The 11,231-nt window shown below is 69.5% G+C and carries 11 protein-coding genes; all 11 read right to left on the bottom strand.

Translation table 11 applies throughout. The features are described from left to right. On the bottom strand, positions 1-496 hold a 496-nt coding region (locus tag VGT00_04495), incomplete at its 3' end, for a hypothetical protein (protein HEV8530657.1). After that, positions 493-1,887, bottom strand: coding sequence for an undecaprenyl-phosphate glucose phosphotransferase (locus VGT00_04500; GenBank protein HEV8530658.1), 1,395 nt, complete (start codon positions 1,885-1,887; stop codon positions 493-495). The genes VGT00_04500 and VGT00_04495, both read right to left, overlap by 4 nt. Continuing rightward, a complete protein-coding gene (locus tag VGT00_04505) occupies positions 1,881-2,984 on the bottom strand; it encodes a glycosyltransferase (GenBank protein ID HEV8530659.1) in 1,104 nt (367 codons plus the stop codon). Before VGT00_04505 ends, VGT00_04500 begins: the two co-directional genes overlap by 7 nt. A gap of 62 nt (positions 2,985-3,046) precedes the next feature. Beyond that, entirely contained in the window at positions 3,047-4,015 is a 969-nt protein-coding gene (locus VGT00_04510; GenBank protein HEV8530660.1) for a GDP-mannose 4,6-dehydratase, read from the bottom strand. Between the two features lie 45 nt (positions 4,016-4,060). Further along, positions 4,061-5,215, bottom strand: coding sequence for a glycosyltransferase (locus VGT00_04515; protein ID HEV8530661.1), 1,155 nt, complete (start codon positions 5,213-5,215; stop codon positions 4,061-4,063). Then, positions 5,208-6,005 (bottom strand): glycosyltransferase, encoded by a 798-nt coding sequence (locus VGT00_04520; protein ID HEV8530662.1) that lies wholly within the window; start codon positions 6,003-6,005, stop codon positions 5,208-5,210. Before VGT00_04520 ends, VGT00_04515 begins: the two co-directional genes overlap by 8 nt. After that, entirely contained in the window at positions 6,002-6,817 is an 816-nt protein-coding gene (locus VGT00_04525) for a class I SAM-dependent methyltransferase (protein HEV8530663.1), read from the bottom strand. The genes VGT00_04520 and VGT00_04525 overlap by 4 nt, the downstream gene beginning before the upstream one ends. A gap of 62 nt (positions 6,818-6,879) precedes the next feature. After that, entirely contained in the window at positions 6,880-7,818 is a 939-nt protein-coding gene (locus tag VGT00_04530) for a class I SAM-dependent methyltransferase (GenBank protein HEV8530664.1), read from the bottom strand. Positions 7,819-7,980: 162 nt separating this feature from the next. Continuing rightward, entirely contained in the window at positions 7,981-8,697 is a 717-nt protein-coding gene (locus tag VGT00_04535; GenBank protein HEV8530665.1) for a class I SAM-dependent methyltransferase, read from the bottom strand. Then, complete coding sequence (locus VGT00_04540; protein HEV8530666.1) at positions 8,694-10,184, bottom strand: glycosyltransferase; 1,491 nt, start codon at positions 10,182-10,184, stop codon at positions 8,694-8,696. Before VGT00_04540 ends, VGT00_04535 begins: the two co-directional genes overlap by 4 nt. Before the next feature lie 21 nt (positions 10,185-10,205). Then, entirely contained in the window at positions 10,206-11,174 is a 969-nt protein-coding gene (locus VGT00_04545) for a GDP-L-fucose synthase (GenBank protein HEV8530667.1), read from the bottom strand. Positions 11,175-11,231 lie beyond the last annotated feature (57 nt).

Raw genomic sequence — 11,231 nt, forward strand, 5'->3', positions numbered from 1 at the left:
CCACGATGGTCAGGATGCCCGCGAGCGTCATGTAGATGCTGAAGAGGCCACGGGCCCGCTCGCAGTGATGATAGATGAAGCGCGGCCACCAGTCGGTGGGCTCGGGTCCCGGACAGAGCCCGACCTGGACGAGGCCCAGGAAGGCCGCCCCCGCCGACACCACGGCCAACGCCGACAGGAACCGGTCGGCGGCATGGCTCCCCGGCAGCGCGTCGGCCGTGACGAAGAGCGTCGAGGCCAGGAGCAATCCCTTGGAGGCGAGCAGACCTTGGACGGCATGTCCGGAGGCGAGGGCGGAGATCATGCTCACCACCGAGAAGGCCAGCACAGGCGTCCAGAGCGGCCAGACCTGAGCGCGGCGGACCTCAGGGTCGCGCAGCCGCCACAGCCAGAGCAGGGTCAGGAGGGCGAGGGCGCTCTCCGACAGCGTGATCGAGAAGCCGAGCCCGACGACGAAAGCGCCGAGGAGAATTTGACGGACGGTGGCGGACGTCAATATGCGTTCCGGTCGAAGAGCACCCGCACCACCGTGAGCCCGATGATCTTGAGGTCGAGCCAGAGGGACCAGCGCTCGATGTACTCGAGGTCGTGCTCGATCCGCTTCTCGAGCGAGGTGTGGCCACGCAGCCCGTGGACCTGCGCCCATCCGGTGACGCCGGACTTGACCTTGTGGCGGAGCATGTAGCCCGGCACGGACTGCCGGAAGCGCTCGACGAATACCGGCCGCTCCGGGCGCGGGCCCACCACGCTCATCTCGCCGCGCAGGACATTGATGAACTGGGGCATCTCGTCGAGGCTGAAGCGGCGGAGGAAGGTGCCGATGGACGTGCGCCGCGGATCGTCGCGCGGCGCCCACACGGGTCCCGTCTCGGCCTCCGCGTCGAGCCGCATGGTGCGGAACTTGAGCATGCGGAACCGTTGGCCGTCGAGTCCCATGCGCTCCTGTCCGAAGAGGACGGGCCCGCGGGAGCTGCTCTTGACCGCGACGGCGATCAAGAGGAGGAGGGGCGACAGGGCGATCACGATGGAGGCGGAGAACGCCACGTCGAAGACGCGCTTGGCCACCTGGTTCCAGCCATGGAGCGGCGAGTCCCGCAGGTGGACGAAGGGCAGACCCTCGAACTCCTCCACCCCGCCGCGCAGCGAGGTGAACCGGCCGAGATCCGGCACCACGTGGATAGTCACGGGCTCGTCGCCGATGGCTTCGAGGAGCCCGCCGAGCCGGCCATAGTCCTCGTGCGCGAGGGCCAGGATGACGTGATCGACCGAGTGGGCGTCGAGCACGGCGCGCAGATCGGCGAATCCGCCCAGGGAGGGAACGCTGCCCGCCGGTTCCTTGGCGTCGCCCACCAGGCCGAGCAATCGGATGCCGATATCCGGGCGCGCGTGGAGTCGCTGGACCACGCCGGCCGCCAGCTCTCCGCCGCCCACCACCACGGCATAGCGCTGGTTGTAGCCATGACGCCGCGCGAAGCGGAGCACCTCGCGGAAGACGTAGCGGGCAAAGGACACGGAGGCGATGGACAGCACCCAGAAGTACACGATGACCACGCGCGAGTAGTCGTACTCGCGGAAGAAGAACGTCATGACGCTGACGAGGACGAGGGCGCCCAGGCTCGAGGCCTTGGCGATGTCCGTGACCTCGGACAGCCGTGAGCCGATGCGCCGCGGCCGGTACAGATCGAAGGCCCGGAAGGCGATGCCCCAGACGATCAGGATGGGCAGCAGCATCAAGAGATAGGGTTCGATGGGCGGGGTGCCGTGTCGCGAGGGCGGGCCCGCGACGTGGAAGCGGATAACGTACGCGACGAGCCAGCAGGCGGCCACGAGCAGGAGGTCGCCCACCAGCATGAGCTGCTCGAGGACTCGCGAGTGCGCCTTCAGCATCGCGCGCGCTCCGCGTGGCGGGCGGCCAGGTACTGCTCGACACGCTCCTTGAACACGGGCCGGTCGAAGGCCTCGGCGCGACGCCGGAGGGCCTTCGGCTCGAAGCGCAGGGGTCCGGACTCGAAGCGCCGGATGGCGTCCATCAGGTCATCGACGCTCTGACGCTCGAAGAAGACTCCCGTGGCGGGCTCCCCGCCTCCGGCTCCCACCACGGTCTCCAGCGCGCCTCCCTGCCCCAGCGCGATGACGGGCCGCCCCGAGGCCATAGCCTCGAGCGGCGTGATGCCGAAATCCTCGAGCGTGGGGAAGAGGAGAGCCCGGCAACGGGCGTAGAGCTCGGCGATCTCGGCGTCGTCGCGCCAGCCCAGGAGCTCCACCGTGGGGCCCGCCTGGGCGCGCAGGCGCGCCTCCTCGGGCCCCGTGCCCACCACGACGAGCCGCCGCCCGAGCTTGCTGGCCGCGGCCACCGCGAGGTCGACCCGCTTGTACGGCGTGAGGGCCGAGACGACGAGATAGAACTCGCCCGGCCCCTCCTCGACGCGGAAGCGGGCCACGTCCACCGGAGGATAGATGACGTCGGCCGGCCGGCCATAGGCGCGGCGGATCCGATCCGCCACGAAGCGCGAGATCGCGATGAAGTGATGCACGCCCCCCGCGGTCCGGCGGTCCCAGCGGCGGAGCCAGGCGGCGAGCGGCGGCATCACGGCCCGCGCGAGCGGGCCGGCGCGCGGCCCGAAGTACTCTCCATAGAGGTCCCAGACATAGCGCATCGGCGTGAAGCAGTAGCAGACGTGAAGCGCGCCGGACGGCACCCGCACGCCCTTGGCCACCGCGTGGCTGGACGAGAGCACGAGGTCGTAGCCCCGGAGGTCGAAGCGGCCGACCGCCGCGGGAAAGAGGGGCAGGTAGTTCCGGTAGCCCGCCGCCGCTCCGGGAAGACGCTGGATGAACGAGGTGGTGACTCGCCGGCGCTCGATCGTCTCCGACACCGAGCCCGGCACGTGCAGGAGCGTGAAGAGATCCGCCTCGGGAAAGAGCTCGCAGAAGACCTCGAGGCAGCGCTCGCCGCCGCGCATGCCGGTCAGCCAGTCGTGCACCAGGGCGACTTTCTCGAACCTGCCCGAAGCGGATGGGAGCCTGATGAGGCCTCCGAGGGCGCTCAGCGGGCGGAGGCGCGGATCCGCTGCCGCCAGAAGTCGAGGAGCTCGGTCAGGGTGCGCTCGAAGGGAATCTCCACCTTCCATCCCGTCGCCTTGTGGATCTTGGCCGGACTGCCCTCGAGAATCATGACGTCGGAGGGGCGCAACCGGGCGGGATCCGTCTTGACCGTGATCCCCTTCACCGTGGAGAGGCCGAGCAGGAAGTCGAGCACCTGCTGGATGGGCCACGACTTCCCCGAGCAGAGATTGTAGACTTCCCCGGGCTCCCCGCGCTCGAGGAGCAGCCAGTAGCCACGGACGATGTCGCGCACGTCCGAGTAGTCGCGGCGCGGCGTCAGATCTCCCACGTAGACGGTGGGCTCCCGGAGGCCGGCCTCGATCTCGGCCACCTGCCGGGCGAAGTTCGAGGTGACGAAGACGTCGCCTCGACGCGGTCCTTCGTGGTTGAAGGCGCGGGTCCGGATGATGGGCAGTCCGTAGCTCTTGAAATACTGGAAGGCCATCATGTCCTGCGTCACCTTGCTCACCGCGTAGGGCGAGAGCGGCCGCAGGGGATTGGTCTCCCGGATGGGCAGCTCCTCGTCGTAGACGAGCCCGTACTCCTCGCTCGACCCCACGGCCAGGAATCGCGGCGACATCTTGAGGCCGCGGATGGCCTCGAGCACGTTGATCTGGGCGAGGATATTGGTGGTGAGCGTCTCGGCCGGGGCATGCCACGAGACACCCACGAAGCTCTGGGCGGCCAGGTGAATGACGTAGTCGGGCTGCGAGGTCTCGAGCAGCGCGCGCACCGACGACAGGTCCCGGAGGTCGGACTCGATGAAGCTCACCTTCGACCGCAGGTGATCGATGTTCTCCGTCTTGCTCCGCCAGCGGTTGGAGCCGAAGACCTCGGCGCCCTTGGCCAAGGCATACTCGGCCATGTGGCTACCCACGAAGCCGGTGATGCCGGTGATGAGCACTCGCATTCGCTGACGCTCCCCGGAAAGATTTCCTCGCGCGATTCCCGGCAATTATACGCCAGAGGTCGAGGACTTCCGCTCTGGAAAACGGGCGACGGCGCGATAGAGGTCGGCCGTCTCCGCGACCATGCGCTCGACGCCGAACTGATCCTCCACCCGCCGCCGTCCCGCGTCACCCATGCTCCGCCGCGTGGCCGCGGGCTCGCCGAGCAGGCGCTCCACGGCATCCGCGAGGGCAATGGGCTGATCGGCCGCCACGAGCAGGCCGGTGACGCCATCGATCACGGCGTCGACGTGGCCGGCCACGCGCGTGGCGACCACGGGCAGCCCCATACTCATGGCTTCGAGCACGGCCAGCGACAGCCCCTCGCGGCGCGAGGCCGAGACGTAGAGGTCGAGCCCGCCGAGCAGACGCGCGGCATCGGCGATGGACCCGGCGAAGCGCACCCGTGATTCCAGTCCCAGCCATCGGGCCCGCGCGCGGAGGCGACCCGCCTCGGGCCCGTCGCCCATCACGATCAGGCGCGCGCGCGGCCGTGCGTGGGCCACGCGGGCAAAGGCGTCGAGGAGGATATCGAGGGCCTTGATCGGATCGAGTCGTGCGATGGTCCCGATGCCGAGCTCGTCATAGGCGAGGCCGAGGGCGGCCCGCGCGGCCACCCGCGGCTCCGCGCTGGCCCTGAGGCGCGCCACATCCACGCCATTGACGATCACGTGCGTCCGGCCGGGCGGCGCGAGCCCGAGCGCCTCCGCCTCCCTCCCCTGGCTCTCGGAGACATGGATCACGGCCGCGCTCATCGTGGCGAGCCGCCGCTCGAGGGCGAGGTAGAGTCCGCGCAGACCGACGGGATATCCGGCGTAGTGAATGCCGTGGAAGGTGTGGAGGCTCGGGATCCCCGCTCGGCGCGCCGCCAGCCGTCCATAGAGACCGGCGCCCTTGCCATGGGAATGAACGAGCTCGATCCCGCCCTCGATCAGAAGCCGGCGCACCGCCCTGAGCGCGCCGGGCGACAATCGGTCCGCCCGGATCTCTGTGAAGCCGCCGGCCGCGGAACGGAGCCGCCCGGCCAAGGCTCCGCCCGGGCCCGCCACCCTGATATCGAACTCATCACGCGGGAGTCGGGACAGGAGCTCGAGCACATGAGCGGGCCCGCCCCCGGGCTCGGTCGAGACGAGAAGCTCGAGCACACGCAGCGGCTCAGCCACCCATGCTCCGCCGAAGCAGCTGCCTGACGAATCGCGGCAGGGCGAGGGCCAGGGTGGGCCGGAGCGCGTGAACGGCGCACCACGCGGGATAGTCGCCGCGCCTCACCGCCCGCCAGCGGATGCGGGCTTCCGCCCGCAGCCGCTCGTCCTCGCGGCTTTCCGAGATCCGGCCGGGAAGGAGACGCCGGATCACCAGCGGCTCGGGCACGTTGGCCAGCCGGGACAGCCGGCTGACGCGCATCCAGAGATCGTAGTCCTGCGCCACGAGGAATCTCGGATCGTATCCGCCCGCCCGCTCCACGACCGACCGGCGCGCCATCACGGAGGAATGCACGAAGGGATTGCCGCGGATGAGCGCGCGCCGGATGCCGGCATCATCGGCCGGGGGTCGCAGGACGGCCACCGCGAAGCCCGAGGCGTCCACCTCCTGGGCGCCGGTGCCGAGGAGCCCGATGGCCGGCTGGGCATCGAGGACCATGCGCTGGCGCGCGAATCGCTCCGGCAAGGCGAGGTCGTCGGCGTCGAGGCGAGCCACCAGGGGCGCCCGCGCGAGCCCGAGGGCGCGGTTGAGCGAGCGCGTCAGTCCTTCATGGCGGGGCGGGCGCTCGACCCGCAGACGCGCGTCGCGAACCTCGGCGAGGAGATCGGGAGTGGCGTCGTCGGAGGCATCGTCGATCACGATGAGCTCGAGGTCGGCGGCCGTCTGGGTCAGCACGCTCAGCACGGCCTCCCGGACCCAGGGCGCGCCGTTGTGGACGCCCATGAGCACGGAGACCGCGGGAAGGGTCACCGCGGGGCCTGAGGGCTGCGCTGCGCCTCGATGGCCAGGACCCCGGCGAAGTGACGGATGAGCGGAATACGCCCGAGGGTCTGCTCGAGACGAAAGCGTGCCGCCGGATCGCGCACGAGCCGGCTCAGCCCCAGGATCCAGTAGCCGGAGACTCGGCGAGGCTCGAAGCCCGCCCGCCGGCAGAGACCGATGATCTCGCGGCGCGTGAGGAAGTCATGAGTGGCCCAGTTCATGTCGTTGGACCAGAATGCCCGCGCCCGGTAGTACTTGATCCACTTCCTGACGAGGCGGGCCACGCGCCTCACGTTGTGGTGCGGCTCCACGACGAGGAGCCGCCCGCCGGGGCGGACGACGCGGGCCAGCGCCTCGAAGACCTCGGGGCGACGATGCAGATGGTGGAGGCTCTGGACGACGAGCGCGGTGTCGACGGAGGCCTCGGGCACGTGACGACCAAGCTCGGTGGCCGCCGTCCCCAGGATCTCCACGTTTCGTAACCCCTCGGACTGGCACCCCGCGAGAAGCGCACGCTGCATGTCGGGCACCGGCTCGACGGCGACGACCGACTGGGCCCGGCGGGCGATGATACGGGTGAAGTAGCCTGTTCCCGCGCCGAGCTCGAGGGCGCGTCCATACCCGTGGCCGGGCCAGATGTCCTCGACGAGAGGCTTGGCCGGATACTCGTTGTGCTCGGCCTCGGCGTAGCGATGGGTCTGCTCATAGCCGCTGGCCCCCGTGCCGGAATACATCGCCACGTTGACGGCCAGGTTGACGCGGTCGAGGCGGCCGACGAGCTCCGGCGAGAGAAGTCTCATCTTCACGGGATGCGAAAGCACCAGGTACAGGAGAAATCTCCATGGACCGCTCCGCACGTCGGTCACCGCTTGCGAAAGACGAGGTTCAGATAGGGCAGGGCCAGGGAGAGGGGCAGATGGAGGTGGCGGAGCGCGCGGCACACGAGGGCGAAGCTCGGCAGCAACAGCTTCCGGGTTCGCGAGCGCGCGGTGTCGCGGAAGAAACGCCAGCCATACCCGGCTTCCTCGGTCACGTCCTCCAGTCCCCGGCGACAGGCGGACGGCACGCACGCGGCGAGGGTGGCGTTGCGCCAGCCCGTGCCGTCCGCGACGAACTGTCCGTAGCTGACGCCGTGGAAGCGCCGGGGACGGCCCAGCCGCGCATAGGCGTAGGCCAGCGGCGCGGGGAGCCACTGCACGAGGGGCAGGCCGATGGAATGCGTCTCGAGCGGAAAGAGCCGGTTCGGCGTATCGAGGATGGCGATGTGACCACCGGGGGCGAGCACGCGGTAGTACTCCGTCACGATCTCGCGGCGGCCGCGCGTGGGCAGATGCTCGATGACGCCCACCACGAGGACGAGGTCGAAGCGCGCGTCCGGGTACGGAAGCCGGCGCGTCTCGTCATTGGAGAGGAGGCGCACCTCCGCCACGCGGGCGAGCCCGAGCTCCTCGACCTTGGCCCGGACCATGGCCACGAAGGAGGGGTCCGTATCGAAAGTCGAGATCTCCCGCACCTCGGGCTGCTCGGCCAGATACTCCGTGATATGACCGAAGGAGCAGCCGACCTCGAGCACCGAGAGATCGCGACAGCCGCGCGCGCGCAGATACGCGAAGAGCGGGCCCAGGAAGTGACGTCCGCGCGTCTCCTTGTAGGAGAAATACGGCGGAGCGCGCAGGGCGCCCTTGCGCTCCACGAGCATGCGGACCACGCGCGCGCTGTAGACCGTCGGATACTCCCGCCCGGCCACGGTGAGCACGCGTCGGTCGCCCAGGTCCTCGAGGCGGTAGAAGGGCTCGGTCATCCCAGGCAGGATAACAACACCCGGGTGCTGGGCCAATTCGCTTCGCCATACTTCGTTCTCAGTCGGCAGCACCCCTCAACGTACACCCACGTACGCCTCGGGGTGCTGCCTCCTTCGGGCCTCGTCTGGCTCGCGACTTGGCCCAGCACCAGTGCCGTATGCCTACGCCGGCTTCTCCAGGATGACGAGTACCCGCGTGGCGAGCCAGCGGCGCAGAGGGTCGAGAGCAGCTTCGCCCAGACGGGCGAAATGCTGGAGAGCACGGGGCAGCGGGCGCTCGACCTTGAAGCCGAAGGTGGCGAGGTACGGCAGGCCGATGAAGGGCTCGGCCCTCAGCAGGCGAAGGGGCAGCCTCCCCTGGCGGACGCGCGCGAGGGCCAGATAGGGAATGGCCGCGTTGCCCTCGAGGGCCGCCTTGTCGTCCGCGCCGAAGGGTCGGGCCAGGTCCACGCCGAGGCGACACTCCTCGTGGTGGAAATAGCGGTACAGGATCCAAGACGGCGGCGTGATCCATGGCTCTATCATGGCCAGCCGTCCGCGCGGCCTCAGCACGCGAGCGGCCTCGGCGAGAAAATCGAGGGGGCGAAGAAGGTGATGGAGGGTGTCCACGAGGACGAGGCCTCCCACGCTGGCCGATCGGAAGGGCAGGACATCGGCATCGCAGCGGACGTCCACGCGGAGCCCTGCCACGACATCCGTGGCGACCAGACGTGGCGCGAACTCCTTCAAGAATCCCGGCCCCGCGCCCACCTCGATCACGGGATCCAGCCCCTCGACGGCGCCGAGGAGCCGGCCGAACCATTCGCGGTAGACCTGCCGGAGCTCGGGACGCGCCTCCCACACGGCCCGGTGCCGCGCCAGGACCTCCGCCTCGGTCATGCCGCGAAGAAGAGACGATTCGCGGCCTTGGCGGACATCCGGAGGAGGAGCCACCCGTCGGCAAAGCGGGTGATATTGGTCGTCCCGTAGGAGCGCTCGCGATAGCGGACGGGAATCTCCACGATGCGGAGGTTGAGCTTGGCCGCGCCGAAGATCAGATCGAAATCGCCGAACGGATCGAAGTCGCCGAAATGCGCCCGGCCGGCCGCGAGCCGGGCGTAGTCGTCGCGCCAGATGAGCTTGGTGCCGCACAGGGTGTCCTTGATCGGCTGGCCGATGAGCCGGGAAAGGAGCAATCCGAAGAAGCGATTGCCGAGGAGGTTGAGGAAGCGCATGGCCTGCGGGTCCATGCCATAGACGAGGCGCGAGCCCATGGCGAACTCCCCCGCCCCCGAGACCATGGCCTCGTAGAACTGCGGCAGGTCCTCGGGGGCGACGGAGAGATCGGCATCGAGGATCATCAGCATGTCGCCGGCGGCGTGGGCGAAGCCCAGCCGGACCGCGTCGCCTTTGCCCTTGCCGCTCTGCGCGAGGACCTTGATGTCCCGCTCGGGATAGCTGGTGACCATGCGGCGGCACTCCTCGAGGGTGCCGTCGCTCGAATGGCCCTCGACGAAGATGAGCTCCGTCTCCGCGCCGAGCCGAGGGAGGCGTCGGACCACCTGCTCGATATTCCCCTTCTCGTTGCGGCACGGACAGACGACGGTGACGCGCGGGGCCTGAGCGAAGCCTCGCGGCGACGGCCGCGCCACCACCCAGTTCGTCCACACGAGCTGGCGCAGGACGGGCAGGTGCGCGAGGAATCGGTTCGCGAGCCGGCTCAACGGCCCGAGGGCCAGGGGCAGCAGGATATGGCCACGCACCCGCACCGTCTCGAAGCCCGTCAGGCGCAGGAGGTTCTGGACGTCCTCCACGGTCGTCCAGTTGAGGTAGGGCAGCGGCGCCTTGAGGCCGAGCCGGACGAGCAGATTGATCACGGGCTGCCAGAGCCGGCTATACCAGTTGACGACGATCCGCGTCCTCGGATGGCAGAGCGGGGCCATGCGCTCCAGCACGGCCCGGATGTCGTAGAGGTAGCCGAGGAGGTCCGACAGGATGATGTAGTCGAACGTCTGGCCGGGCAGCGAGAGCCGCTCGGCCGGCATCCAGTGGAAGGACAGCCGCGGGTGACGGGCCGCGGCCCGCCGGATCATCTCGCCCGAAAGATCGACGCCCACGCCCACGCTGGGCTCGAGCGCGGCGAGGAGGTCGCCGGTTCCGCAGCCGACCTCGAGCACCCGAGCCCCGCGGGGAATGTAGAAGCGCGCGATCGAGGCCACGGTACGGTGATAGCCCGAGTTTCGCTTTCGCCAGGCCTCGACCTCGGCGGCATGGTGATCGAAGAATGCCTCGAAGGCCGGCAGGTACTCGTCCAGGTCGGCGGGCGGCCGCTCGCTTCGGATCGCCCGGACCCACCGCTCGGGGGCGAGGGGCTCAGCGCTCGGCATGGTCGGAGGGCACGACGCCCGTCACCGCTCTTGCGATCTCCCCGCCGCGACGTACCACTCGACGGTGCGCGCGAGGCCGACCTCGAACGGGGTCCGGGCGCGGAAGCCGAAGGCCCGCTCGGCGCGGCTCGTGTCGAGACAGCGGCGAGGCTGACCGTCCGGGCGGCGCGCATCCCACACGAGGTCACCGGCATAGCCGGTGGCCTTGCGGACGAGCTCGGCGAGGTCCCGCATGGAAATCTCCGAGCCCGAGCCGAGATTGACCGGCGCGCTGCCGGCATGGCGCTCGGCGGCCAGCAGCACGGCCTCGGCCGCGTCCTCCACGTAGAGGAAATCGCGCGACGGCTTCCCCGTGCCCCAGCACGTGACCGTAGGGGATTGTGCCCGCTTGGCCTCGAGGCACTTGCGGATGAGGGCGGGGATGACGTGCGAGGTCTCGAGATCGAAATTGTCCCGGGGACCGTAGAGATTGGTGGGGAGCAGGTTGATGGCGTTGAAGCCGTACTCCTCCGCGTAGGCCTGCGACTGGACGATCAGCATCTTCTTGGCGATGCCGTAGGGGGCATTGGTCTCCTCGGGATAGCCCTTCCACAGATCGTCTTCGTTGAAGGGCACCGGCGTGAGCTTGGGATAGGAGCAGACGGTCCCCACCGCCACGAACTTCTCGACGCCGTGGCGCCGCCCCTCCTCCATCATCTGCGCGCCCATCATGAGGTTCTTGTAGAAGAACTGGCCCGGATGCCGCTGATTGGCGCCGATGCCGCCCACCGTCGCGGCAAGATGGATGACGAGGTGCGGTCGCGCGTCGGCATACAGGCGCCGGACGGCAGCGCCGTCGATCAGGTCATAGTCCCGGCTGCGCGGGACCACCACCTCCCCCGTGCGGTTCGCCTTCAAGCGCTCCACGATGAAGGAGCCGAAGAATCCGGCGCCGCCGGTCACGAGCACGCGCCGCGCGGCCCAGAAGCCGTCTCCCCGCGCGTCACTCATTCTCTGATCTTACACGATGGTGCCGAAATATCGGTCCATGCGCAGGGGCACGGGCCG

The organism is Candidatus Methylomirabilota bacterium (assembly GCA_036002485.1).
Classification (GTDB): Bacteria; Methylomirabilota; Methylomirabilia; order Rokubacteriales; family CSP1-6; genus AR37.

Excerpts from the sequence above, each read along its gene's own strand:
- VGT00_04545 (HEV8530667.1), bottom strand. The coding sequence starts at position 11,174 with ATGAGTGACGCGCGGGGAGACGGCTTCTGGGCCGCGCGGCGCGTGCTC.
- VGT00_04525 (HEV8530663.1), bottom strand. The coding sequence starts at position 6,817 with ATGAGACTTCTCTCGCCGGAGCTCGTCGGCCGCCTCGACCGCGTCAAC.
- VGT00_04535 (HEV8530665.1), bottom strand. The coding sequence starts at position 8,697 with ATGACCGAGGCGGAGGTCCTGGCGCGGCACCGGGCCGTGTGGGAGGCG.
- VGT00_04500 (HEV8530658.1), bottom strand. The coding sequence starts at position 1,887 with ATGCTGAAGGCGCACTCGCGAGTCCTCGAGCAGCTCATGCTGGTGGGC.
- VGT00_04530 (HEV8530664.1), bottom strand. The coding sequence starts at position 7,818 with ATGACCGAGCCCTTCTACCGCCTCGAGGACCTGGGCGACCGACGCGTG.
- VGT00_04510 (HEV8530660.1), bottom strand. The coding sequence starts at position 4,015 with ATGCGAGTGCTCATCACCGGCATCACCGGCTTCGTGGGTAGCCACATG.
- VGT00_04540 (HEV8530666.1), bottom strand. The coding sequence starts at position 10,184 with ATGCCGAGCGCTGAGCCCCTCGCCCCCGAGCGGTGGGTCCGGGCGATC.